The sequence below is a fragment of the Dinghuibacter sp. genome, assembly GCF_035492835.1.
Classification (GTDB): Bacteria; Bacteroidota; Bacteroidia; order Chitinophagales; family Chitinophagaceae; genus Dinghuibacter.
Genome location: NZ_DATJIY010000163.1, coordinates 1 through 26,346 on the forward strand (window position 1 = coordinate 1; position 26,346 = coordinate 26,346).

The window sequence follows — 26,346 nt, forward strand, 5'->3', positions numbered from 1 at the left end:
GCGTCGTCGGCCTGGGCATTCACGCGTGCAGTGGGTGGGAGGAAGGCGTAGCGCGCGTCACCGCCAAAGCCGTGCAGCACCAGCCGGATGTGTCCGAACTTGCTGGGGAGTGAGCCGGTAACGGCGCCCAGCGTAAACGTCCGCGCCGCGGGATCGAAGGTCAGGTCCCTGCGATAGTATTGGCCGTCGCGGTATTTAAACGTCGAGCCGTCGTCCTCGTAGTAAGTAAAGCGGCCGGAAGCGCCGTTGTACACGTGTATCCAAAGCGTATCCGACGGTTGCTCCTCCGTGGACTGGATGAGCGACTGTACGGGTATGATCGCGCCGCCGCGCACATAGACGGGTAGCCGGTCGATGGTTAGCGGGGTGACAAAACTACCCGAGACGGCGGAATCATTGTACAGGTTATACCAGGGACCGCCGGGCAGGTATACCGGTGCGTAGGTCGCGTCCCCGCCTACCGGCGCGACCAGCAGGGACGGGCCAAAAAGATATTCATTCTGATAGGCGGGGTCGTAGATGCGCGGGTCGTGGGTGTAGTCGATGGCCAGCGAGCGTAATACGGGCATCCCGTTTTGCGTAGCCTCGTAGAACGTCGAATAGATGTACGGCAACAATGTATACCGGAGCCCGATGTAGTTGCGCGATATGTCCAGGACGTCCTCCCCAAAGGTCCAGGGCTCGGAGGATTTTGTGTTGAGCGCCGTATGGTTGCGGTAGTAGGGGATAAAGGCGCCGACCTCCATCCAGCGGGTATAGAGACTGGCGCTGGGGTTACCGGTAAAACCGCCGACGTCCATCCCGGTAAACGCGACCCCGCTCAGCCCCAGGCTTTGGAGCATCCGGACGCCGGTGAAGTAGTGGTTCTCTTCCGCGCGGTTGTCGCCCGTCCAGATCGCGCTGTAACGCTGGAGGCCGGCAAAACCCGACCGCGTGAGCACAAAGGGGCGCAGCCCCGAGGCGCTGGCGCCGGCATAGCTGGAGCGCACCATCTCGAGCGCGTACGCGTTGTGCGCTTCTTGCATGGTAGCGCCCCGCCCGTCGTAGTCGAAGAGCACGTTGGCCGGCACCTGCTGCCCCCACGTCGATATCTCGTTCATGTCGTTCCAGATACCGGATACGCCCTGGGCCGACAGCGCCTTTACCTGGTCGCTCCACCAGTCGCGTCCTTTTGCGGACGTAAAGTCGGGGAAATGGCACCAGCCCGGCCAGACTTTGGCGGTATAGTCCGTTCCATCGGGATATTTCAGGAAGACGCCAGCGGCGATCCCGCTTTCATAGGCCGGATACCCTTTCTCCACCTTGATCCCCGGGTCGACGATGGTGGTGAGGTGGAAGTGCAGGTCATGCAGGCGCCGGATGAATCCGGCGGGGTCGGGGAACCGCGTTGGGTTCCAGGTAAACAGCTTATAGGCATCCATGTACAGGATGTCCAGCGTGATACCGTCCGAGGGAATACGGTTTGCCCGGAGCGTCTGCGCGATGTTGAGCGCCTGGACATCGGGGAAGTAGCTATAGCGGTTCTGCTGGTATCCGAGGCTCCAGAGCGGGGGCAGGGGCATACGCCCCGTGAGGTAGGTGTAGTCCCGGAGGATGTCCGCCACGCGGGTATGGTAGATGAAATAGTAGTTCATCCCGCCTTCCCGCGCGGCGAACGACGAAAACCGGTTGTTGCTGGCGCCAAAGTTGAACGTGGTTTCAGAGGTGTTATCGAGAAAGAGGCCGTAGTTCAGCGCGTGGTGGATGCCGATATAGAACGGGATCGAGGAATAAAGGGGGTCTTGCGTGACGGAGTAGCCGTAGAAGTCGCTGTTCCAGTTGACATAGCCATTCCCGCGGCGGTCGAGGTCCCCCGTTTTCTCCCCCAGGCCGATAAAACGCTCGCCCTCCTGGAGGTGCTTATACGTGGTGACCTCTGTTCCGATACGGGAGGTGGTGAGACCGGGTTCATCCGTATTGATCGTATCGCCGGCCGGCGTCAGGAAGGTCATCCGGAACGGATGCTTACCAATGACCGCGGTGAGCGAGTCGGTGACAATCGTTATGGCCTCGGCCGATGGCACCACGCGCACGTGCGTCGGTTGTACCGTGCCCACGACCGCATACGAGAAGTCCGGCCCGCCGCCTTCGCGCACGCGCACCACGCCGGGCGCGTACACGGTGACGTCGATGAGCGTGGCCGCGGTTTTCACATGGACGGTCTGGTTGTCGACCGAGGCGGAGATGACGGAACCGACGCTTACTACCGGGCTTTGCGCCGAGGCGCGGGCGAGGATCGAACAAAACAGGATACAGCTGTACAACTTCATAACGGTCGATTTTTGGAGAAGCCGGTTTATTGTGGAAGGGGCCAAAGAGAACGATCCCCCACCAGGGGGGTAAAGAAAGCCTGGTGCTCGCTACTATAGGAGTACGTCAGGCGGTTGGTGCGCAACGGCTTCAGCGTGATCGCCACAGGGGTGGTAAAACGGAGCGCCGTTTGTCCCCCGCGGCTGATGGCGACGGACACGGTCCCCGATGCCTGGAAAAAGCGCGTTGCGTGACAACCCGACGGCACCACCACGGAGGCGTCGCCGACGGTCAGCGTGGCCGGTTTGTCGAGCAGGGTCACGACTTCTACCGAGTCCTCCGACGCGGGATCGATACCCGTCTCGACGGGCGTTACCAAAAAGTTATACGGAGATGGCGCCGTCGTGTGCGCATAGCGTTTGTAGAACGCCACCGCCACATCCCTGCCCGCATATGGAGAGGGCTCTTTTTTCCAAACGCTCTTATAGTAGTTCAACAACACGGAAAAGCCTTCGTTGTGGTTGATCTCCGGTGCCAGGTGATGGCCCTCCGGATAGTCGTTCCAGGTGATGATATTGATGACGGGAACGTCGTGACCGATGCCGAATTCGAGCAGTTTCCGGAAATTATAGGAAAGACCGGTCGCGATGTATCTCCGGTCCGTGCGGCCGATACCGGCGGCGACGGCTTCCTGCGCGGACTGGATGTTCCAGGTGCCCCGCAGCAGGAGCTTGGACGTATAGAAGTCGCAAAAGGCGGAACCCTCGAAGGTCCGGCGCCGGGTCGCGCAGGTGGCGGCCACGAGGTTCCCGATATAGCCGTCATGGTAAGGGAGCGTCCAGATCCAACACGCGGGGAAGTAGTCGAGGAAGTCGTTGAGCTTTGCCGGCGTGATCTGCTCGTTGATGTCGTATACGCAGGCAAAACGCTCGTGCACCGCGCCGGCGAGCGCCTGGAACGCCCCCGCGACGGCCCGCGCGGACGTCGGTTCATCGCTCAGTCCCTGGCCCTGCCAGAGATACACCACCAACCGCCCATCCGGTGTCCGCAGCCAGCGCGGGTTGTTACGCCCCACCTTGTCCATGATCCCGTTGATACGCTTCGCAAAACCGTCAACCCGCTCCGCCTGCGTGCCTCCCGATGGATGGGAGATACAAAAGGTAAAGGAGAAGGGGATGTGCAGCGTCGCCGATACGCGGAAATACGCCTCGATGATCTCGTCCCACGACTCCGTATGCAGCGGATAATAAAACTGGAAGGCGTCGATGCCGCTGGCCCGGGCCGCACGCAGGTCGAAGGCTACGGCGCTGTCGAGCGGCGCACCGTTCAGCAGGGTATCTTCCATGGGGAGGACCTGGGTGAGGCCGCCAATGGGCGCGGTGGGGTTACCCGTCAGGGAATAGTAATCGGGGTTACAGCTGTCTTCGAACGGGTGGCCCTTGAACCGGATGATGTTGGTCATACAGTGCGCCACGACGATCTTTCGGTTGGTCATCGGGAGGCTCAGCTCCGGTCTGTTCTTCAGACTGTCCTGGGCAAAGGCTCCGCAGGCCGCCGCCAGGGCGGCTGCGCAGCAAAAGAGTATTCTAAACATAGCGTGTTTGAAGACGTTGCTACCGCGGCCCGGTTCGATACCGGGCCACGGTAGCAACGCGTGGGCTTAATAACCGGGGTTTTGTTGAGTGGCTACGAGCGGGTTCGAGTTGGTTTCATTCAAGGGGATGGGCCATGCATATCCCTTGTCGTTCCAGCTCAGGGTCCCGCCGGTGGCATTATAAGCCGATCCATAGAACGCGGCCTCGTTGGGGCCCAGGTGCCAGCGACAGACGTCCAGCCACCATTGGCCCTCGTTAAAGAACTCCGCCCACCGTTCGTAGTAGAGCGGGTTGTTGGCCAGCGCGGGATCGGACGCCATCGTCGCGGCGGTGAGACTGGGATAGTCCACCGGCGACGACCCGTTGACCGGGTAGCCGTAGGCGCGGCGTTTGACCTTGTTGATGTACTCCAGGGCGTCCCCGGCATCGCTCGAATTGGCGCAGGCTTCGGCGTACAACAGGTATACGTCCGCCATCCGCAGGAGGTGGAGGTTTACGTTGTCGGCCGGCCCGACGTTGTTGATGTTGTTGAATACCGGGGTGTATTTGCGGATGCTCCAGCCGTAGGTACCGGGTCCTTGTTCAAAGTTGGGCCTGGATACGGGGTACCAGTGTTGTCCGTCGGGGGAAACCGAATCCACCCAGGGTTGCAGCATGCTGATGTACAGGCGGGGGTCCACCGTTCCGTTGGTCCGGGCAGCCAGCGCGGCTGCCTTGTAGACGGGGTCCATGACCTGTTGCGGGTTGTTATAAGCGGGGCCTTTGCCGGCGTTATAGTTCGGGTTGGCCACCAGGTTGTACGTGCCCAATTTGTACCCATACCGCAGCACGTTCTTCCAGTGGGCGATCTCGTTCCCATACCCCAGGGGCGTACAGTTGGTTTCGGTACCGTCCGAGCCGACAGCCCAGGGCGGCCAGATCAGCCCCATGATGGTGGTGGAGTTGGCCGCGCCGGAATACACGCCGTATCCGCCGTAGGAGTTCTGGTCGATGTTGAGCTCAAAAAGAGATTCGCGGTTGAACTTGTATCCGGTGACGCCGATAAATTCCCCCCGCAGGGTGTCGTAGCTGACGAGACCCTTGTCGCTGCCGATAACCTGGGCCAGTATCGTCTTGGCATCAGCGTAATCCTTGGTGAAAACGTACGCCTTACCCAGGAGAGCCTTGGCGGCCAGGTCGGTGACGCGGCCAACGTCGTTACCCGTCCAGACCTGGCCTTTTAGCAGGGTGGCGGCTTGCTGGAGGTCGCTTTCGATCAGCGCCCAGACGCTTTTGATCGAGCTCCGCGGCTGCTGGCTCTCGGAGAGGGTGGCGGGGACGCCGTTAAAGATGGGCACGCCCAGCGTGTCCGATGGCGTGGGGTTTGGCACGTTGTCTTCGCCATACAGACACTCGAGCTCGAAATAATAATACGCCCTCAGGAAATAAGCCTGTCCCCTGATGAGGGCCACCTCCGGTAGGTCGGTTGTCTTGGCGTAGTGCTGCGTAAAGAGGTCCGCGCCGGCCAGCAGGACGTTGCAGTTCTTGACCCCGGTAAAGAGCACCTGCCAGGCTTCGTTGACGTATTCATTGGTGGACTGCACGTTCACGGCCGCCATGTCGTTCCAGGCCGCGTCGCCGGCGTAGATCGAATTGACCGCGTGCTCTGAATTCGAGATGGCCTTGGGGAGGAAGTGGAATCCAAACAAACCCGGGTCCCGGAGGTTGGAGTAGCAGGGCGCGAGCACGCTGTTCAACCCGTCGATGGTGGAGGGATAGTTGGTCGTGGAATAGGCGTTGGGAGGACCGACCAGGGAAGGGTCCTTGGCACAGCCGGCGCCCAGGATCAGGATGGCCAGGGCGGTATATAATCGTTTTGTCATGATTCGTTGCATTTAATGTTTTTTGGTTCGCGGGCGGCGCCTTCGGGGCGCCGGGGCGCTCTAGAAATTCACGTCCAGGCCTGCGGAATAGATCCGGGTCTGGGGATACTGGGGTACGGCGTCTATGCCCCGGGTAGTGACCCCTACCGTGTTGCCCACAAAACCCGACTGGGCGGCGGCGGAATACCCGCTGCCGACTTCGGGATCGAGACCGGTGTATTTGGTGATGGTAAAGAGGTTGTTGGCCATGACGAAAACACGCGCACCCTTTATCCCGGCCTTGCTGAACAGGGGATTGGAGAAGGTGTAGCCGATCTGGAGGTTTTTGAGCTTCAGATAGCCGCCGTTTTCGACGAAGTAGCTGTTGACGGTGGTATAGTTCCCGTTCGGGTCCAGCGCGAAAGTATTGTTCGACGTATTGGCCACGCCCAGGCGGGGTTGCGACGTCAGTCCGTTCGATCCGAGGAAGGAATCGCCAAAGACCTTGCCGGTGGTGTTGCCGTCGGCGTAGGGGAATTGCTCGTACGCCTTTACGCCGTTGAACAGCTGTACGCCGGCCACGCCGTTAAAGAGGGCGGCCAGGTCGAAGTTTTTATAATTAAGGCGGATATTGACGCCATAGACCATCTTCGGGTTCGGGTTCCCGATCACCTGGCGGTCGTTCGGGTTGATCGTCGTGCCGGTCTTGCCGTCGTGGGCGAAGATCAGGTCTCCCGCATGGGCGTTGGGCTGGGCGGCGTCGGCCGAGGCTTGTGCGTCGGTCTTGAACATCCCGGTGACCTTGTAGCCGTAGAAGGAGCCAAAGGGCAACCCGGCCTTGGTGATCGTAACGGGCAGGTTGGGCATGATATTAAAGGTCTGGTCCCCGTAGTTGAGGTAGTTGTAGCCGTCGTACAGGGCGTCATTGGTGATACCGTCGAGGGTGGTGACCTTGTTCTTGTTGAATCCCGCGGTAAAGGTCACGTCGTAACCCAGACCGCCCACGTTGTCCTTATATCCCACCAGGAGGTCGATACCCTTGCTGTTCACGCTCCCGATGTTGACGAAGTAGGGCGCCGTAAAACCGGAGCTCAAGGGCAGCGTCAGGGCGTACAGCATGTTCGACGTTTTCTTGTTGTACCATTCCACGCTGAAGTAGAGCTTGCCCTTGAAGGCTTCTCCGTCCAGACCCACGTTGGTTTCGGTAACGGTTTCCCAGTGCAGGTTGGGGTTGGGGATGGCATTGAAGGTGTTGGCGATCACGAGGGGCGCGCCCGGGGCGAAGTTCTGGCCACCGGAGGCCAGACCGCCCGCGTCGGTGAACTGCGAATACGTTGCCGTATAGGTATAGGGCGGGATGGCGCTGTTCCCCATGGTGCCATAGCTGCCACGCAGCTTCAGGTTGTTGACCACCGGCGTGAGCGCCTTGAAGAAGTTTTCGTCGCTGATATTCCAGCCGACCGAAGCGGCGGAGAAAACGCCCTTTTGTTTATTGGGTCCGAAGACCGTGTAGTTGGCGTCCTGGCGAATGGAGCCGGAGATGTAATAGCGACCGTCATAGTTGTAGTTGAGCCGACCGAACTGGGACTGAATCAGCCCCTGGGGGTCACGGTAGCCCGACAGCGATATGTTGGACGCGGAGGTTTGTATGAACGAAAAACCCGGCAGACCGGTCGAGGTCATCGTCGCGTTCTCCGTATTGTAGTCGTTGGTGATCTGCTCGTACCCCGCCACGGCGTTGATCGAGTGTTTACCGAATGTATGGTCGAAGGTCAGCACATAGTTCTGCAGCAATTGGGTGCTTTCGATATAGTATTTGTTCAGGCTGTTGAAGGTTTGTACCGAGCCGGGGCCGTAGTTGAAGGCGTTCTGGAAATAGTCCTGGGTTTCCAGGTAGTAGTCGTAGCCCAGGTTGGCCCTGAAGGTAAGGTACAGGGGCAGTTTGACCTCGGCATAGACGTTGCTGTTGAAGTTGTTCTTTACGTTCTGGGTGGTAGCGTTCTCGATGGCCCCGACGGGGTTCGGACCGCTAAAGGTAAAGCCGTTGTAGTTGGGCGGCGCGGTTCCCCAGGAGCCGTCCTTGTTATAGACGGGGATGATCGGCAGCGATCTGAAGGGCGCGTTGTGGTAGCCCAGGTCGTTCCGCCCGGGAACGGGGGGTGACGTCTTGCGCTGCGACACCGACAGTTGTTCCCCGATCTTGAACCAGTTGGCCAGCTTGAAGTCGGTATTGACCCTGGCCCCGCCGATGGAGGAGGCGTTGTCGAGGTAGACCCCTTTGGCGTCGTTGTAGAAGCCGCTGAAAAGGTAGTTGACCACGGGGGTGGAGCCCGAAACGGACAGGTTGTAGTTCTGCTCCCGCCCGTCGGAGTACAGGGCCTTGACCCAGTCCGTATTGGGCAGCGTATCCAGCTGTGTGGCCCCGGTGAAATACTTCGGCGCGACGATGTCCTCGAGCTTGATAAAGCCGTTTTTATCCAGCAGGTGCACCAGCTTGGGTTTGACGACCCCGTACCGTGCGCTGAACGTGATGGCGGGTTTGCCGCCCAACCCCTTTTTGGTGGTGATCACGATGACCCCGCCGGCAGCGGCCGAGCCGTAGATGGCGGTGGCGCTGGCGTCCTTGAGGACGTCGACCGAAGCGATGTCCTGTATGTTGATGTTGTCCCCGGGTACCCGGACCCCGTCGACGATATACAAAGGAGCGGGTTGGTGGAGGGAGGACACGCCCCGGATGATGATGGTCGGGGTGGCGTCAGGTGCGCCCGAGCCGCTCACGACCTCGACCCCCGCGGCCCGTCCCTGGAGGGCCGCGGTGACATTGGTCACCGGCTGGTCCTTAAAGGAGTTGCCCCGCACGGAGGAGACCGAACCCGTCACGTCCTTTCGTTTTTGGGTCCCGTAACCCACGACGACCACCTCATTCAGGTTGCCTTGGGTGGGTACGAGGCTGACCTCCACACTGACACGGCCGGTGACCGCGATTTCCTGGGATTCGTATCCCACATAAGAGACCTGGATGGAACGGGTGGCAGCGGGTAGGGTGAGGGAGAAATTGCCTTGGGCGTCGGTAGTGGTCCCGGTCTTTTTGCCCTTTACCAGGACGGAGGCGCCGGCTACCGGGTTCCCTTTGTCATCGTGCACCGACCCGGTAAAGGGCTTGGTTTGGGCGTGGACCAGGAAAGCCAGGGCGAGAAGAAAAGGCAGCAGGAGTCCTTTCCTAAGCAATCGCGTTTTTGTCATAACAGTGGTTTTGATTTGGAATCGTTCGGGGGTAAAGAAAGAAACCTTACCAGGGCATGACAAGTTATCTAAGGGCGATCAAGGAAATATTCCCCCATTGGGGGTATCTGCTTTCCCTATGCGATTGATTTACAATGTGTATTTATGATATTAGGATTATTTATATATAGATGGTGTCCGAGGGTTTAAAGCGCCTTTATCTGCATCACCCGTTCTTCGAACGTTTCGTTGGGGACCAGGGAGCGGTTCCGTATGCGGGTCTTGTAGGTATATATGGTGTTGACCGAATACTCGAGGATCTTGGCGATTTTCTCGTTGTCGCCGATGCCCATCCGGATGAGGGCAAATATCCGGAGGTCGGTATTGAGCAGCTCGCCTTCCTTGAGGTGCACCTGGTCCTCCGGTTTGAAAAGGGCGTTGAAGTCCTGTACGAAGTGCGGGAACAACTTCAAAAACACCTTATCGAAATGTTGCAACAGCTCTTCTTTCTCCTTTTTGAGGTTGATATTGCCGGTCAGGTACCGGATGTCTTCGAATTTCCGGTCGATCAGCTTTTGTTCGATGGCTTTTTTGAATTTTTCCACCTTGGTAAAGTAGTCGGAGTTGACATTGAAAAAATATCCAATATATTCCTCCTTTATCTTATTGGCCTCTTCCAGCTGGTGGTTGATCTCCTGGGTGTGCTCGTGGGCCTTGGACAAGGCGCGTTGCGCCATCCGAAGCTTCCGGACCTGGAGGAAAATGACGATAGCCAGGGCGACAACCACCAGCAGTAGCAAGGTGACGATCGAGGCGTACTCGAACAATACCCGGCGCTGTCCTTCCACGGCCGCGATCTTTTCATCCTCGATGATAGGCAGGATGGCGCCCGCCTGTATTTTCCGCTGGCGTGCGCCATAAAACACCGCTTCCTTCATCGCCCGTTCGATATAAATGGAGGCATTCCTCACGTCTCCCTGCTGGAAAAGCTGCTCGGCCAGGTTGAGCATGGCCGAGGTTTCCTTGGTGGAAGACTCGATGTCCGCGACGGCTGCCTGGATCAGCAGGTCGATGGCGGAATCTCTTTCTCCTTTCCGGATATAGATGTCGCTGAGCGTCGAGGCGACCAGCGCCACCTGGTGGTGCGTAAGGTCCGGCCAGCGGATGATCCTGCGGAAATTCAGCGACGCCTCCTCCACCTTTCCCGCCTTGAGGGCCTGAAGCCCCTGGTAGTAAGAATATGGAAAGGAGCTGGGCGGGTAAAGCATCAGCGCGGAGTCGATGTAGGCGCTCCCCTTTTTGTTGTAGGTTCCGGTGTAAAAGCGGTCGTTGTCGAAATCCCCCAGGTCATAGTAATACCGGCCCATGAGCGAATAGAACTCCGCCCGTATGCTGTCGGGCGCGTTCCGCGCGTCCAGCGTGCTCAGGACGTCGAAGGTCTCCTTGAACATCCCGGCGGACACCAGCGTAAAGCCCAGCTGGATCCGCGCGTACATGATCCGGACCGGGTCGTTCATGGCCCGGGCTACTTTATCCAGGCTGCGCGCATAGGCATAGGCGGAATCGTATTTGAACGACTTGTATTCATTGAAGAGCTGGAGACAACGGTCATAGGTCTCGCTTTCGCCGGTCGTTTCCAGCAGGCTATGCTCCTGGTCGGCGATCCTTTGCAGCTTCTGCTCATCGTATTTCGGCGATTCGGCGATGGCTTTGTTCAGGGCCGCCAGGAGGCTGTCCCGCCCGGGGGCGCCCAGGACGGTTCCGGAGCCTATGACCAGGAGGGAGAGCAAGCAGACGTGGAGGGACCTCATAGCGGGGTCTAAATTAAGGATTTAATGTAATGGTACTAATTTTGTATAAAAGGTACTATGGCGAGGAGCGGATTAACCCGATCGGTCAGGGGCAAGGTCATCACGGCGGTGGTCCTGGCATGTTGCGCCCTCGTTCTGGCGTGGAGCGTGAGCAAGATCGCCTTCCGCCAGATGCTCGGGGCCGTGCAGCACAACGCCGCGCCCTCCACGCCCTGGCGGGTGGCCGGGGAATTATCCGCTGGCGTCGCCCGCCTGGAGGGCCTCGAACGGCAGGACCTGCGGCCGATCCATTTGCTGATCGATACGCTCCGCGAATTCTACGCGGGCGATTCGCTGCGGCTCGCCCAGGTCAACACGCTCGGGCGGCTGCTTGCCCAGCGCGACAAGCTCGTATCCGACTACCTGAAGGTCAGGGCCGATATGCTCGGGGACAGCTCGCTCAGCCAGCAGGTACGCACTCTCCGCGAGCGCCCCGAGGCCGCGCAAAAGGATTCGACCGTCGTCACCACCGAAAGAAAATCCTATACCACCACGGTATACCCCGGGGCGGAGCAGCCGCATGAAAAGGCGCCGCGCGGTTTTTTGCGCAAACTTTTCGGTAGTAAAAAGAAAACGGCGGCGGAACCGGGCGCATCCCCCTACCAGGTCGTCCACGAAGAAATGCACACCCACGTCGACACCATCGCCACCGCGCCCACCGATACCACCGTCCGGCATATCGACGCCGCCATGGAAAACCTGGAGCGCAACCGCCGCCTCCGCTCCGCGATGTTCCTGGACCGCGAAGCCGGGCTGGCAGCCGCCAGCGACCGGCTCAACAGCCAGATCGTGCTCGTCCTGAGGCAGGTCGAACAGGACGCCGTGGAGAAAATGGAAGCCAGCAACGCGCGGGCCGAACAGGTCGTGCACACGGGCATCACCCGTATCAACGCCATTATGTTTTCGTTTTTCCTGATCACAGCCGTGCTGTTATATTTTATCCTGTCCGACATCGCCCGCGGCAATACCTACCGCCAGGAAATCGAAAACGCCCGCGATCTGGCCGAATACCACGGTAAGGCCAAACAGCGCTTCCTGTCCAACATGAGCCATGAGATCCGGACCCCGCTCCAATCCATCGTCGGTTATTCCGAGCGCATCCGCGCCCAGGGCTATGCGGGGAAGCGCGACATAGACGCATTGCACCACTCCGCCGAGCACCTGATGCAGATCGTCAACGAAGTCCTCGACTACAACCGCATCGTTTCCGGAAAGTTCACCTTCACCCACCAGGTGTTTTCCCTCCCCGTTCTACTCGATGAAGTCGTATCCGTGATGCGCCTCCAGGCAGACGCGCGCGGGCTGGCGCTGACAACGCACTTTTCGTTTCCGGAGGGCCTGGGCCTCGAGGGGGATCCGTTCCGGCTCAAACAAGTGTTGTATAATTTGCTTGGGAACGCGATAAAGTTCACGGCTGCGGGGTGGGTGGATATTGCCGTCGGGTACGATGCGCCCGGCGTCCTCGTGTGCACCGTCACGGATACCGGGCCCGGCATCGCGCCGGAAGACCTCGAGCGCATCTTCCAGGAATTCGAGCAGGCCGAAGACCGGCACAGCGTCGGGGGAACCGGGTTGGGACTGCCGATCAGCAAGGCCCTTATCGAAAACCAGGGGGGCATCCTCAATGTCTCCAGCGTCATCGGTTCCGGTAGCGTCTTTACCGTCAGCCTGCCTTGCGCCCGCGCGGCTTCCGCGGCCCCCGCCCTGGAGTCCACGTTCCCGCTGGCGGACCTCTCGCAGAGAGTGACATGGATACTCGACGACGATCCCTTCATCCTGGACGTGTGCTCCTGGATGCTCAGTCGCCATAACGTGCCGCACCGCTGTTTCCCGACGCCCGCGTCGCTGCTGAACGAACCCTGGGACCCGGCCGTCGGGTACCTCCTCCTCGATATACGCATGCCGGGTATGAATGGCCTGGAGCTCTGCGCGGCGCTGAGACCGCGCATCCCATCCGACGTCCGCATCTTCGCGCTCACCGCGCAGGTACTGCCGGACGAGCAGGCGCAGGTGCTGGCCGGGGGTTTCGATGGGTTGCTGCTAAAGCCGTTTACCGAGGAGTCGCTCCTCGGGCTCTACGCGTCGGCCGCGGGCGCGCCTGCGCAACCGCCTGCCGTGCCCGCGCCTGCCGCCGCGGGAACGCTCCCGGAGCTAGACCTTTCGGCAATGGAGCGCATGACCTTTGGCGACGCGGCGCAACTTACCCGCATGCTGCGGCAATTCGCCCGGGATCAGCGCGAGGACAAGGCGTTGTTGGAAGGGCACCTGGGCAATCTCGATATCGATGGCGTCCTGTTACTCGTACACCGTATTGCGGGAAGGACGGGACAGGTCGGCGGACGAAGGCTGGCGGCGGATTTCAGGCGCATGGAAAAAATGCTGACGCGCTCGCGGGCACTGGACGCCGCGACTATAGCGCGTCTGCAGGACATGGGCGGACAACTCGACGAATTGATCCGGTTGGCGGAGGAAAGGGCGGCCGGGCTGGGTACGCCGAAGACGCCTATCGGGGCTTAATCCAGGCCATACCGCTCTATCTTGGAATAAAGCGTCTTGCGATCGATGTTGAGCAGGCGCGCGGCTTTGGACTTGTTATAACGGACCTCGCGAAGGGTCTTTTCGATCAGCGAGCGCTCGTTGGCTTCCTGGATGGCCTTGAGGTCGGTGCCCGGATCGGCAGCGGCGGGCTGGTTGTCGAGCGAAACCGACAGCTCCATATCGTCGGGGAGGCATTCGACGCCGGCGATGTCCGTTTTTGCCAGCAGTACCATACGCTTGACGACGTTCCGCAGTTCCCGGAGGTTGCCCGGCCAGTCATAGCGGTGCAGGACGTTGGTGGCTTCCTGGGAAAGGCCGTGGACGCGACGGTCCAGCTGTTCGTTGGACAAGCGGACAAAGTGCGCGATAAAGAGGTCCAGGTCGGCTCCGCGTTCCCGCAGCGGGGGCACCTGTATCTTGAATTCGTTCAGGCGGTGGTATAAGTCCTGGCGGAAGTCGCCTTTTTGGACCGAAGCCAGCAGGTCTTCGTTGGTGGCGACGATCAGCCGGACGTCCACCGGGATGGTACGCGTACCGCCAATGGGCTGAATGGTCTTTTCCTGGAGGGCGCGGAGCAGCTTCACCTGGGTATCATAACCCAGGTTGCCGATCTCGTCCAGGAAGAGCGTGCCGCCCTTGGCCGTCTCAAACAATCCCTTCTTGTCCGCGGCGGCGCCGGTAAAGGCACCCTTGACGTGGCCAAAAAGCTCGCTGGAAGCCAGTTCCGGGGAAAGTACCCCGCAGTCGATGGCCACGAAGGGGCCGCTGTCGCGCTTGCTTTGGAGGTGGATGCAGCGGGCGGCGTACTCCTTTCCGGTGCCGCTTTCTCCCTGGATGATCACGGTCATATCCGTGGGCGCCACCAGGTCGATGTATTCGTACAACTTGGCGGCGGACGGGCTTTCCCCCCTGATGTAGTCCGGTTGCGGGTTGGCGGCAACGGGCTGTTCGACGGGCGCGATGGCGGAGGTCATCACCATCAGCAGTTCTTCCGGGTTGACCGGCTTGGTAATGTAGTCAAAGGCGCCCGAACGGATCGCCTTGACGGCCGTGCGGATGTCGTCGAAGCTGGTCATCACGATCGCGGGGGTCGCGAGGCCCTTGGTCCTGGCGTGGGTGAGGACCTCGAGACCGTTGCCGTCCGGCAGCCGGTAATCCAACAGGAGCAGGGCATAGGACTCGGACTCCAGTTGGCGGAGGCCTCCCTTTACGTCCCTGACCGTATCTATTTCATACCCATATTTATGCAGAAAATCCCGTAGCAAACGGGCGAACGTCAGGTCGTCTTCTACCAGCAGGATCTTTGACATAGGTGACACAAAAATACGAAAGCCGGAGCGAATCCGGCTTTCGAACTGTGGGGGGGATGATAAAAAATGCCCGATTTATTCGATCTTCCCCCCACCTTTTTTCTTGGTTGTATCTTTTGCGGGTTTCGACGTGTCGGCTACAGCTGCGCCCACGAAAGGCGCATTGCCGATCCTGGCCGAAGTGTCTTTCTTGGTTGCAACGGCGGTATCCGTTACGGCGTGGTGCGCAGCGGTATCCCGGAATGCGGCAGTGTCGCGTATAGAAGCGGAGGTGTCAAAGGCAGCGCGTGCGGCGGTGTCGAACCTTGCGGCCGTGTCAAACGCGGCCGTGTCAAATCGCGCAGCGGTATCGAAAGCGGCCGTGTCAAAACGGGCGGCAGTATCGAACCGTGCAGCGGTGTCAAAGCGCGCCGCGGTGTCGAAACGCGCTGCGGTGTCGGGGCGGGCGATGGCCGAGGTGTCTGCGGACGCGGCTCGGGCGGTGACCAGTCCTCCGCAGAGGAGAAGGGCAGTGGCGGATAATAAGGTTTTTTTCATAACAATGATTTTTTGCGTGTTTTGTAATTCGTATATACCAGTCGAAGAATGGTGCCAGTGTGCCAAACGTAAAAAACTCGCTCGCAATCAGTGGCTTTCTAAAACCCTTAACAGACGCGACCTGTGGAATGGCGCCACAGGTTGGGGCGGAATTCCGTGTGGAAGGCCTACTTTTACGGTCTTAATACAACCTGTATGAAAAATTACCCCCGGGTCTACCTCATGGCCCGGTTACCCATTGCGCTGAGCATGTTCGGACATGGCCTGGAAAGGCTGCCCAAGCTGGATAAATTCGCCCAGGGAATGGCCACGGAGTTCGATAAGACCTTCCTGCCGGAGTGGTTGGTTCTCCCCTTCGGTTATACGTTACCGTTCCTGGAGCTGCTGGCCGGCGTATTGCTGATTGTGGGGTTGTTCACGCGGTTTGCGCTCAACCTGGGTTGGTTGCTGATGTTGATCCTGATTTTCGGCTCGACGCTCGTGGAGGGATGGCAGAACGTCTTCAGCCAGATTTTTTACGCGCTGAACTTTGCGGCGTTGCTCCTCTTTATAGATTACAATACGATCTCCCTGGACGGCCGTAGGGGCCGCTAGGCGACAACCCGGAGGGACGTCCCGGGGACCCGGAGCGATCCGAGGCCCAGCAACGCCTGGAGGCCTGCGCCGCCCCGGAGGCCCCGCGGCGCGCCTCAGGCCACGAGCCTGTACCCCACGCCCCGGACATTGACGATCCTCACCGATGGATCGCCCGATAGATATTTCCTGAGCTTGGTGATAAAAACATCCAGGCTGCGCCCGGAGAAAAAATCGTCATTGCCCCAGACGCTGAGAAGGAGGGACTTCCGGTCGAGGACCCGGTTGCGGTGGAGATACAGCAGCCGCAGGATATCCGACTCCCGCGCGGTGAGGCGGCGCTCGTGCCCCTGGAAGGTCAGCAGGCACGAGGCCGCGTCAAAACGATAGCCGCCAATGCCGGCTTCGGGCAGGGTGGTCCCGGTTTCCACGAGCACACGGTGTTTGCTGAGCAGCACCTTTAGCCGTATGACCAGCTCGGACAGGCTAAAGGGCTTTTTCAGGTAATCGCTGCCACCGGCCTCGAAACCCTCGACCACATCCTGCGGCAGCGATCGCGCGGTCAGGAAAAGAATGGGTGTTTCGATGTCGGCGGTGCGTATCCGCCGGCTGAGGTCGAACCCGGTGCCATCAGGCAGCATGACGTCGAGCACCACCGCGTCGGGCCGGTCAGCGCGGTATTGCGCCCACGCGTCCCCGGCGGTCGGCGTATGCGCGACGGCAAAACCGCGGGCCTCGAGGCTTTCCTTGATGATCCCAGCCAGCGACGGTTCGTCTTCGACGAGCAATATGCGCGGAGCTGTGCGAGGGGCGGCGGTCATATGTGGCGCGGCAGTCATAGCGGAAACGCAACCGTAAATGTACTCCCTTTCCCCTCACCATCACTGGCGACGGCAACCCATCCGCCGTGCTTCTCGACGACGGTGCGGACATAGCTCAGCCCGAGGCCTTGTCCCTTCACGGTCGCGCGGGTGGCGGGCGCGCGGTAGAATTTATCCCAGATCAGGGGCTGCTCCGACGCGGGGATACCGTAACCGTTGTCGGTGACGGCAATGACGAGGAACCCGCCGTTCGCACTACAATGGATGGTGATGTCCGGCGCCGCCGGAGAATACTTGACGGCGTTGTCGAGCAGGTTGTCGAGGGCGCGGGTGAGGTGCCATTCATCCGCCCGGAGGAACAACGGTGCGCCCGCGGGTGGTTGCGGTGCGCCCGCGGGCGATGTCGCGTCCACGGGGAGCTCGGCGTGCACGCCGTACCGCTCCGCAAAGGACCGCAGCAACGCGCTTACATCCACGGCCGCCGGCGTCAGAGCAAAATCGCTTCGCTCGTAGAGCGCCAGGTCGAGGACGGTCGATACCATACCGGACAGCCTTTCCGTCTCCGCGCGGGCCATCCGTATGTACCGCAGCGAGCGGGCGGGGTCGCCGAGCGCGTCGAATTCCTCGAGGGCTTCGAGGGCGCCCGAGATGGTGCTGAGCGGTGTTTTGAATTCATGGCCCAGGTGGTTGATGAAGTCGTTCTTGACGGCCGATAGCTTTTTTTCGCGCGAAAGGGTGCGGAGCAGATAAGCCAGCGAAAGGGCGGTTAGGACGCTCAGCAGGAGCGATCCCGCCAGGAGCCCGATCATCTTGCCGAACAGGTACGCGCGCGGCGGCCCGAAAAGCGCCCGTACGTATTGCCCCGGCGACTGGTCATAAATATAGGTGGGATAAGCCTTGCTGATGTATGGATAACGGCGGTCGCCCGTACGGACCTGGTTAAAGGTGCTGTCCAGGTCCGAATATTGCAGCCGGAAGGGCTCGCGTATCCCCCTTTCGGCCAGGTATGCGGCGTAGAGCGGACGGAGCCTGGCGGTATCGAACGGCAGCGAGCGCGTTCTGGCCTCGACATAGTTGCCCAACGACTGGGTTCTGAAAAAAACGATGTGCCGCTCGAGGTCCTCCTCCCTGAGCGTGCGGGCAAAACGCCGGGCGACGAGGGCACGGCGGGCATCGTCCGGCCCGGCGATCGGAAAATCCAGCTGGTCGTGGCTGAACTCCGCCAGGTCGTGCGGGTCGCGGCTGTTGCTCACCCGATAGATATAACGTCCAAAGTGCGCCGACCATCTGGCGGTGATGCGAAAAAACGACGTGTCCATGACGCGGTTGAAGACGGTCTCTTCGATAGTATCGCACCGCAACATGAATTCCTTTTTTACCGCGTCTTCAAAGGCGAGGTTGATTTCCTGCCGGAACTGCCGCCCGGCGGCCGCATAATAGTCCGCCAGCCAGGCGAACTGGAGCGCGATCACGCCGGCCACGGTCAGGACACAGCCCCACAGGAGCAAACGGGTTTTGACGGCCATCCGCTAAAATAAGTCCCACGCGGTACAAACGCACCGGTCGATAACATACATTAACGTACGGTAACGCGGTCATAACGCACCCGGAGCGGCGCGCGCCGGATATTTGAAAAAAAATGACCTACCTCCTGCTGCTGATGATGGCGCTCCCGCAACCGGGCGCCCTGCGCCCCGGCGACCGCCTCCCCACCCACCCGCTACCCGCCCTGGGCGCGCCCCATACGACGGTCGACCCCGCAAAAAGCGGCGCCCCGCTCACCATACTCAACTTCTGGGGCACCTGGTGTAGCCCCTGTATCCCTGAGATGGACAGCCTGGCGAAACTCCAACAAAGAAACGCCGGCAAGCTACGCGTCATCGGGATATCCAACGAGCCGAAAAACCGCCTGGAAGCCTACCTGAAAAGAAAGCCCTCCCATCTCTGGCTGGCCTCCGATACCTCAGGTTACTGGTACCGCCAGTTTGCCCTCGACTACGTGGGGCAGGCGGCGCTGGTCAACGCCCATGGCCGCGTCCTGGCGATCGTGCGGACGGATTCGATCGATCAGCGCATGATCGATGGCGCGCTCAAGGGGGAAAAGATCCGTTCGAACGGGGAAACCGGTAGCCAAAACGCGGAGGGCGACCCCTTTACGCTCGATAGCACAACGGTCAGCCGGATCACCGTCGAAGGCTACCGGCCAAACACTACACCCATGGGTAAGACCTACCCGACCGGGCCGTTCAAGGACAGGCGGTTGAGCTGGATCAATGTTTGCCCGTCGATCCTGTACAAGGACGCTTTTGATATCCACTCGGATAAACAGGTAGTCTATGAAGGCATAACGTCAATAGAAGCCTGCAATTTCGACGATACCTCCAACCGGTATTGCGTGGACATCGTCGTGCCCGCCACCCGAAAAGACAGCCTGCGACAACTCGCGCAAGCCGTGTTGAATATCCTGCTGCCCATAAAAGGAAGGATGGAGAAGCGTACTATCGACGTATACGCGCTCGAAATGGGAACCGGGCCGCTCATCCGGCGGAATGAAACGGGAAAGGGATCGGTCTCTTTCTCGGGTGAGGGTTTTGATGGCATAGCCGTCCAAATAAAGGTATTTGCCGACTATTTATCCAACGAGCTGGACCTTCCCGTAGTGGACGAGACAAATTTAAAGGGCCTATGGGACATCCACACGGAAAACGTGCTGAGGACCCGGGCGGATGTAACGGCAGCGGTGGAGAAATTAGGGTTCCGGCTGGAAAAAGTACAGCGGAAAATAGACGTATTGGTACTATTTAAATAGACGGGTGAGCAACGGTTTTTTCTTATCCGATAGGTATGGCCGGCATTTGCGGTATACCTCCTGGTAGAGGAAGGGCTTGAGGGGCGTCCTGAGATAGGATTTCTTGCGCTTGGTCCATACCTCCTGCATGATTTGCTGCATGACGAGCCGGGCATCTTCTTCACTCGGCAGCAGCGAGTGCGTGAGGAGATTGATATAATCGCAATATTCCCAGAAGAAATACTTGTACGCCTTTGTCTCCCCCGCTTTGACCAGGGAAACGAGTACCTCTTCCGGCAGATCCGCTACGTCGGGAAGTTGTAGGCTTCTGTCTTTCATCTTGCTCATGTTTAGTATCCTTGATTTTGCGTTAGGGATGGGTTGGCCTGTAGTTGGGAAAGGGGTATCGGGTAAAGGGTATCGTTTAGCGTGAAGGCGGGCTTGAGCTGGAAGAACCCCATGGAAAAGGCCTGGTTCCGGGTCAGGTCGAACCAGCGGTGGCCCCATTCGAAACAAAGCTCTACCCGGCGTTCCTGCAGGATCGCGGCAGGGGAAGCCGTGGCGACGGGTCCCAGTCCGGCCCGCACGCGCACCGTGTCGAGATCGGCCACCGCGCCCATGGCGTCGCCGAGCGCGGCGCGGGCTTCGGCCCGGATCAGGTATTGTTCCGACAAGCGCAGCATCGTATAGTTTTCGGTATGCGCGCTGCCAGACTGGATTTTGTATTTGTAGGGGTAGTAGTAGGTCTGTCCGCCGACGGTGCGTTTGCCCAGCCAGGCGCCCAACCGGAGGTCGCCCGGTTCGAACGCGTCCACCAGAGTGGTGTCGACGGCGAAAGCGGGCGCCGTCCCGGCGTCGGCGGGTATGAAGTCGTAGCCTTCGAAGGTATTGAACCCGGGGACCACGGGCGCCAGCTGCCAGATCGCTTCGGGGCTGTAGGCCAGGAATGCGTCGTTCGGATTGGGCGCCAGGTGATACCCTCCGCTGTCGATGACCTTGCTGCTTTCCGTTACCGCGTCCGCCCAGTCGCGCTCGTAACAATACACGCGCGCCAGCAGGGCGGCGGCCGTCCAGCGGTTGGGTTTCAGGGGACCGGCCGTGGGATAGGCGGGGGTCAGCAGGTTTTGCGCATTGAGCAGGTCGGTCACGATCTGCGCATAGACCTGCGCCCTGGGCGTTTGGGGCATGGTGGCGTTGATCGTATAGTCCGTCCCGGTCTCCAGCGGCACGCGCCCAAACAGGTCGGCCAGGTAGAGGTAACAGAAAGCGCGCACGCATTCCGCCTCCCCTGTCAGCTGCTCCCGGACCTCCGCGCTCAGGGCGGCGGATTTGGGCAGCCCATCGAGGATGGCGTTCACCTGGTAGATATAACTGTACGCGTCCCCCCAGCAGTTGGTCACCAGGAGGCTGTTGCTGGAGATGAGCGTATTCTGGTGAAACTGATCCAGCAGCGGGCTGGGCGTCGTGTTGAAGAGCTCGTCGGCGCTGAGACCGCCATAGATCGTAACGGCGCCTGCGGTAAAGGCGTTGTTGGAGCCCATCATCAGGCTATAGACGCCATTCATGGCGGCGGTGGCGCTGGCGTCGCTGGAGAAGACCTGGGCGTTGGCCGTGCCCCCCGCGGGCGCGTCCACCTGCACGAATTTCTTGCAGGAAACCAGAGCGGCCAGGATCAGGTATGTGATGCAACGCCTCATAGCTCAAAATTGACAATGCAGCCCCGCCGCCACCACTTTCAGCGGCGGCAGCACAAATGCATTTTGGGTTTCGGGGTCGGCGCCCTTATAGCGGGTGTATGTCAGCAGGTTTTGGGCGCGGGCAAACACCTGTAGCTGGGTCATCCCGCATTTCCTGGCCAGGCCGCCGTCCAGCGTGTAGGACAGCGACAGGTTGGTCAGGCGGATAAAGGACGCGTCGGTATACGCCGCCGTGGAGTTCGCGAGGTCATAACCGGCCAGGTAGGCCGTGGAATTATACCCCGCCGTATAGCGCTGGATCGAGGCCGGTTTTTCCTGGTTGGTCCAGACCGTTCCCTTTTGCACGGGCTGGTTGTAGATCGTGCCCGGGATATAGCCGTTGTTGTAATAGTAGTAGTAATAGTTGGCGCCCGTTTGTATACGGAACGAAGCCAGGGCGTCGAGCTGCCAGGCCCGGTAACGGAGGGTGGTCGAAAGACCGCCAAAAAAGGTGGGCGCCAGGTGGGCGATGTTTTTGACGTAGTCCTCGGGATAGGTGATCTGGCCGTCTTTGTTGACGTCCTTGAACGCATAGGCTCCCGTGGTGGAATCCACGCCTTTACTGACGAAACCGTCGACGACGGATAGCGGTTGTCCTACCACGAGATTGGAATAAGACGAGGTCGCGATACCGGGGAAAGACTTCAGGGAATTGAATGGTAGCGTCAGGTTCAGGGTGGTTGTCCACTGGACATGCCGGGTGACGATGTTACGCGTGGTCAGCTCTTCTTCCCAGCCGGTATTTTGCACGAGGGCGGGGAAATTTTCGGTGATGCCGCTGAAACCGGTTTGCAACGGGAGCCCATACCGGATCAGCTGGTTCCCGCCCCTGTCCATGTACCAGGCGGTGGTGCTGATGATCCTGTCTCCCGCAAAACCCAGCTCCAGCGCTCCCTCGAGCTTCCTGTTGATCTCCCAGCTATAATAGGGGTTGAACAACCGCACCGGGTAGAGGCTGAGAGAGCCCAGGTAGGGATAGGGTGTGGAGCTCCACACGTCGAGGTACTGATAGTCGCCGATCTGGTCGTTCCCGGTAATCCCGTAGCTCGCCCGCAATTTACCATAGCTCAGGAAAGGAAAAAGGGTACGGATGGCGGGCGCCTTGGAAAATATCCACGCGGCGCCCGCTGCACCGAAACTGGCAAATTGTTTTCCCGGGCCGAATCGGCTCGATCCGTCCTTGCGGGCGGACAGGTTCAAAAGGTACTGATCCCCGAGGTTATACGTCAGGCGTCCGAAGACGGCTTCATAGCGATAGAGCGAGCCCGTGTTGACCGTGCTGAGTCCGGCGGCGCCGTTGGTCGACCCCAAAAGGGCGTCGTCGCGGTAGCCATAGGCGGACGTCAGCTCATTCGTCCCGTTCAACCCTTGCCAGGTGGTCCCCGCCAGCACGAGCAGGCGTCCCTTACCCACACGGGTACTGTATTCCGCCTGCGGCTCCGCGATCCAGTTCCGCATAAAACGATCCCCGAACTGCGCGAAACCCGTGGGGCTCGTAGCCGGGTTTTGCGCAGCGATAGGCTGGATACCGGTCTCGTTTACCTGCAGGGCGTTATAACCGATGCTGGCCTTCAGGCTGAGGCCCCGGGCGACCTGGAAGGTCAGCTGCAGGTGCGTCAGCAGGTTGGTGGTGTGCGCGTCATAGCGGTCCAGCAGGTAGGCCAGGGGATTGATCGCGAAGGTTATCCCTGCTGCCTGCCAGCTCAGCTTGCCGGTGGCGTCCCGGAGAGCCGGGTAGTCGGGCGGCAGGTTGACGTCCGCCGTCAGGTCCTGGGCGATACTGGCGTTGTGGTCGGCGGTCAGGTTGAACATAAAGTCCGCCGCGAACCGCTTGTTCGCGGAGTGATGGCTGACGCTGGCGTAAACCCCGCCCCGCTGGTCTCCCAGCGAACCGGGAAAGACGCTCTCCTGGCGGTGATAGTTGCCGCTGAGCAGTACCTGTGTCTCGTCGCTGCCCGCGGAGAGACCGGCCTGCACGTCGGTGGTCTTACCCCAGTCGCCGATGAGCATTTTTGTAAAATCGGTGTACCGCGTCGTATCCCAGACCAGCAGATCGGGCGCGTTGATGGACGTGGGCGCGACCCCGTCTCCCGCAAAAGCCGCCCGCCGCATACCCAGATAAGCCGGTGTCCCTTCGAATCGCAAGGTGCGGGTAGCGCCGGCAAAACCGGTATACGCGTCGATCGTAAACCCCGTTTTGCCGGCGGTGCCTTTGCGGGTCGTGATCAGGATCACTCCTGCTGCGCCCCGGCTCCCGTAAATCGCGGTGGCGTCGGCGTCCTTGAGGATTTCTATGCTTTCGATGTCCGCCGGGTTGACCAGCGCCAGGGGGCTCAACCCCCCGGTCGTCGCGTTTCCCGCCGGGTTGGCCGCAAAGGCCAGTTGGTTCAGGGGCGTGTTGTTGGGCGCATAGGGCACGCCGTCGATGACGATCAACGGATCGGAGCCCTGGAGGATCGAGCTCTGGCCCCGCACCTGTATCTTGTAGTAGGACCCCGGAACCCCGCTGCTGGCCGTAACCAGCAGACCCGGAACCCTTCCCTGGAGCATGGCCAGCGGATCGGCCACCGGTTGTAACCCGAGCTCGGACCGGGTGACCTTTGCCACCGAACCGGTATTGAGCCGTTTCGTGGTCCTGCCGTAGGCGATGATAACGGTTTCGTCCAGCGTATTGGCGAAGGTATGCAGGACTACGTCCAGCGGAACGCTCCCCTTCACCAGGATGTCTTTGGGTTCGTACCCGATACAACTCACCCTCAGGGTGTCGCCCGGGTGCACGCCCGTCAGGCTGAATACGCCGTCTTCACCGGCGAATACACCCCGGCCCGAACCCTTCAGACCGATGGTCGCGCCAGGTACCGCCTCTTTTTTCTCACTGGTGACCCTTCCCTTGACCACGAGGGCGCTGGGGCGGACTGGAAGCGGTGGCGTAGAGGACCTGATGACGATGGTTTTATCGAAGATCGCATAGCCGAACGGTTGTCCCTCGAGCGCGCGGTCGAGGGCTTCCTTTAGCGATACGCGGTCGAGGTTGAGGGTGATCTTGCCGGCTTCGCGCAGGCGCGCGATATCATACACGAAATAGCAACCGGACTGCCGGCCGATCGAACCAAGCACCTCCTCCAGCCGCGCCCCCCGGACATGGAGGGTTATGGACACAGGGGGGGCCTGCGCGTGTATGATAGAGGTCCAGATCATAAGCATAAGGATAGTCAGTCTTGCAGCCATGCGCTACGGCATTACGATGACCTTCCCCTTCTCCACGGTAAAATGAATACTCCCGGTCGCCTCCAGGGCATGAAGGACAAAGGTCAGGCTGCTGTCCCTGGAAAGGGAACCGGCAAAAGCCCGGCCGGTCACGTCTCCCTGGTATTCCACGGAAACGTCATACCAGCGCGAAATGTCCCGCATGATGTCGGTAATGTCCCGGTCGAGGGATAGGCGATCGTTGGTCCAGGCGATGGATGCCGTTGCATCCGCCCGGACCACCCGGATGGTTCCGTTCCTGGTGGTTTGCGCCTGCTGGCCTTTCTGTAAGGTACCGCTGGCCCCAGTGCCAGCGGTAACCTTTACAGAGCCATCCAGAACGGTAGTCTTGCAGATAGGTTCATCTTCATAGGCCAGCACGTCGAAGCGAGTGCCGAGCACTTGTATGTCGGTGTTGGAATGATCCAGGTGTACGACGAAGGGGGCGTCTGCTTTTTGCGTCACGTCGAAATAGCCCTCTCCGTCCAGCGTCACCTCCCGGGCGCTGCCGTCGAAGGCGACGGGGAAGCGCAGGGTAGAGGCGGCGTTCAGCCAGGCGACCGTCCCGTCGGGCAGCACTACCTTGTAGTGACCGCCCCTTGGCGTCGTTATCGTATTCAGGGCGGAGCTCCTGGGGGTGCCGGTTGCAGAATTTCCTGCCGCATCATACCCCAGGATGCCCTGTTCTTTTTTTACAATATGCGTTCCGCCGTCGATGGCTACCCAGCCCACGGGCACTTCGTCAAGGGCGTAGCGGTGGCCGTCGGACATGACCAGCTCCGCCCGGTTCCTACCCGCGTCCGTATAGACCACCGGCGCTTTTGCCGGATTGACCTGTGCCACCCGGGGCGTTTCCTTCCGGTTGGCGAACCAGAGGGCGGTGACCAGCGTTGCGGCAAGCAAACCGGCCGCAATGCCGGTCAACCAATAGCTCTGGTATTGCCTTTGCGAATGTTCTTGACGGTGCAGGTACGGGGCAATCCTGGTTTCAAAGGCAACCTCTGCGTCCGAAACGCCGAGGTACGTGTCCATATATTGTTCAACGGTCGTTTCGTTGTCCCATTCGTCCACCAGCTGCTGGTGTCCGGGGTCTTCCGCCAGCCATTTGTCCAGCTGAGCGGCTTCTTCCTCCGGGAGGCGGTCCTCCTGGTAAAGTTGGATAAGCTCAGCTATCCTGAAGGCTTTTTGTAATTGTTCATTTTCCATAAGATGGTTTGGCTTGCTGGCGTCTTTCTTCCCAGGTAAAACGTGGGGTTGTCAAAAAGACACCATCGTGGAGAAAATATTTTAAAAAAAAATTTAGAGGAAGTGTGAACCCAGCAGGGAAAAGAGTACGACCAGGGAAGGCTTGTCCAGTAGGTCCTTTTTTAAGATGTTGATTGCCCGTGCTTTGTAGTTCCGGACGATTTTAGGGGAGAGGTTCATTTCCCGGGCGATGGCGTCGGTGTCCATTCCCTGGGTGCTCAGGTGCATGACCTTGCGGTACTGGTTGGGGAGGAGGTCGATGGAAGCCATGACCTTGGCGAGCAGCTCGGCCCGGACGACTTCGGTCAGCTCAGAGGGCTCCAGCCGGTCGTGCTCCAGGAGGGCGAATTCTTTTTGGAAGGTCTTTACGCCTTTTATTTTCCGGATGTGGTCCACGCAGGCGTTCCGTGTGGCCGTATACAAAAAGGATCGTACGGACCCCAAAGAGAAGAAGCCTTCCCGTCTGGCCCAAAGCTTCAGGAAGGCTTCCGATGCTATGTCTTCCGCTATATCCTGCTCAGGAATAAAACGGGTGGCGAAAAAAACCTGCGGTTTCCAATGCAGCTGGAAGATGTGCCGCATGGCCCGGGTATCCCCGTCCCTGAAGTCTTTCAATAGTACGTCTTCTTCGGTTCCTGTCCTGTACACGCTCGTGTGCATACTTTAATGTACAGCAAATATCTTGTCCCGAAGAAGCCCGTCATAGCCTGGAGGCGGAAAAACGCATAATGAATGGAATGAACGGAATGAACGAC

General features: G+C 59.9%; 17 protein-coding genes. 3 read left to right on the forward strand and 14 right to left on the reverse strand.

The features are described from left to right. From VL547_RS15250 to VL547_RS15270, 5 genes are all read right to left on the reverse strand, one after another. A partial coding sequence (locus tag VL547_RS15250; protein WP_325579305.1) for a glycoside hydrolase family 31 protein occupies nt 1–2,309 on the reverse strand: 2,309 nt, incomplete at its 3' end. A 26-nt stretch (nt 2,310–2,335) separates the two neighbouring features. Beyond that, the gene (locus VL547_RS15255; RefSeq protein ID WP_325579307.1) at nt 2,336–3,883 is read right to left on the reverse strand and encodes an endo-1,3-alpha-glucanase family glycosylhydrolase; all 1,548 of its coding nucleotides are present in this window, start codon (nt 3,881–3,883) and stop codon (nt 2,336–2,338) included. 66 nt (nt 3,884–3,949) lie between these two features. Then, nucleotides 3,950–5,746, reverse strand: a complete 1,797-nt coding sequence (locus tag VL547_RS15260; RefSeq protein ID WP_325579309.1) for a RagB/SusD family nutrient uptake outer membrane protein — start codon at nt 5,744–5,746, stop codon at nt 3,950–3,952. A 60-nt stretch (nt 5,747–5,806) separates the two neighbouring features. Continuing rightward, complete coding sequence (locus VL547_RS15265; RefSeq protein ID WP_325579311.1) at nt 5,807–8,968, reverse strand: TonB-dependent receptor; 3,162 nt, start codon at nt 8,966–8,968, stop codon at nt 5,807–5,809. Nucleotides 8,969–9,153: 185 nt separating this feature from the next. Next, complete coding sequence (locus VL547_RS15270; protein ID WP_325579313.1) at nt 9,154–10,758, reverse strand: DUF6377 domain-containing protein; 1,605 nt, start codon at nt 10,756–10,758, stop codon at nt 9,154–9,156. Nucleotides 10,759–10,815: 57 nt separating this feature from the next. On the opposite strand from VL547_RS15270, the gene VL547_RS15275 reads away from it, so the two are divergent. Further along, nucleotides 10,816–13,314, forward strand: coding sequence for a hybrid sensor histidine kinase/response regulator (locus VL547_RS15275; protein WP_325579315.1), 2,499 nt, complete (start codon nt 10,816–10,818; stop codon nt 13,312–13,314). Here the strand turns inward: VL547_RS15275 and VL547_RS15280 are convergent. Next, nucleotides 13,311–14,645: a sigma-54 dependent transcriptional regulator gene (locus tag VL547_RS15280; RefSeq protein WP_325579317.1), complete on the reverse strand. Its 1,335-nt coding sequence runs from the start codon at nt 14,643–14,645 to the stop codon at nt 13,311–13,313. The genes VL547_RS15275 and VL547_RS15280 overlap by 4 nt on opposite strands. A gap of 75 nt (nt 14,646–14,720) precedes the next feature. Then, nucleotides 14,721–15,182 (reverse strand): hypothetical protein, encoded by a 462-nt coding sequence (locus tag VL547_RS15285; protein WP_325579319.1) that lies wholly within the window; start codon nt 15,180–15,182, stop codon nt 14,721–14,723. Nucleotides 15,183–15,377: 195 nt separating this feature from the next. Here VL547_RS15285 and VL547_RS15290 point away from each other — a divergent pair, with 195 nt between their 5' ends. Further along, nucleotides 15,378–15,776 (forward strand): DoxX family protein, encoded by a 399-nt coding sequence (locus tag VL547_RS15290; protein ID WP_325579321.1) that lies wholly within the window; start codon nt 15,378–15,380, stop codon nt 15,774–15,776. A 95-nt stretch (nt 15,777–15,871) separates the two neighbouring features. Here VL547_RS15290 and VL547_RS15295 read toward each other — a convergent pair whose 3' ends face one another. Together VL547_RS15295 and VL547_RS15300 are read right to left on the reverse strand one after the other, a co-directional pair. Continuing rightward, nucleotides 15,872–16,576: a response regulator transcription factor gene (locus tag VL547_RS15295; protein WP_325579323.1), complete on the reverse strand. Its 705-nt coding sequence runs from the start codon at nt 16,574–16,576 to the stop codon at nt 15,872–15,874. 14 nt (nt 16,577–16,590) lie between these two features. Then, nucleotides 16,591–18,102 (reverse strand): HAMP domain-containing sensor histidine kinase, encoded by a 1,512-nt coding sequence (locus VL547_RS15300; RefSeq protein WP_325579325.1) that lies wholly within the window; start codon nt 18,100–18,102, stop codon nt 16,591–16,593. 113 nt (nt 18,103–18,215) lie between these two features. Between VL547_RS15300 and VL547_RS15305 the strand changes: the two genes are divergently transcribed. Further along, the gene (locus VL547_RS15305) at nt 18,216–19,385 is read left to right on the forward strand and encodes a DUF3738 domain-containing protein (RefSeq protein ID WP_325579327.1); all 1,170 of its coding nucleotides are present in this window, start codon (nt 18,216–18,218) and stop codon (nt 19,383–19,385) included. On the opposite strand, the gene VL547_RS15310 is transcribed toward VL547_RS15305, so the two are convergent. The 5 genes from VL547_RS15310 to VL547_RS15330 form a co-directional block, all read right to left on the reverse strand. Then, nucleotides 19,374–19,703, reverse strand: a complete 330-nt coding sequence (locus tag VL547_RS15310; RefSeq protein ID WP_325579330.1) for a hypothetical protein — start codon at nt 19,701–19,703, stop codon at nt 19,374–19,376. The genes VL547_RS15305 and VL547_RS15310 overlap by 12 nt on opposite strands. An 11-nt stretch (nt 19,704–19,714) precedes the next feature. Continuing rightward, complete coding sequence (locus tag VL547_RS15315; RefSeq protein ID WP_325579332.1) at nt 19,715–21,061, reverse strand: RagB/SusD family nutrient uptake outer membrane protein; 1,347 nt, start codon at nt 21,059–21,061, stop codon at nt 19,715–19,717. Between the two features lie 3 nt (nt 21,062–21,064). After that, nucleotides 21,065–24,298, reverse strand: coding sequence for a SusC/RagA family TonB-linked outer membrane protein (locus VL547_RS15320; RefSeq protein WP_325579334.1), 3,234 nt, complete (start codon nt 24,296–24,298; stop codon nt 21,065–21,067). A gap of 33 nt (nt 24,299–24,331) precedes the next feature. After that, on the reverse strand, nt 24,332–25,552 hold the full coding sequence (locus VL547_RS15325) for a FecR domain-containing protein (RefSeq protein WP_325579336.1): 1,221 nt from the start codon (nt 25,550–25,552) through the stop codon (nt 24,332–24,334). Nucleotides 25,553–25,645: 93 nt separating this feature from the next. Beyond that, on the reverse strand, nt 25,646–26,251 hold the full coding sequence (locus VL547_RS15330) for a sigma-70 family RNA polymerase sigma factor (protein ID WP_325579338.1): 606 nt from the start codon (nt 26,249–26,251) through the stop codon (nt 25,646–25,648). Between the last annotated feature and the right edge of the window lie 95 nt (nt 26,252–26,346).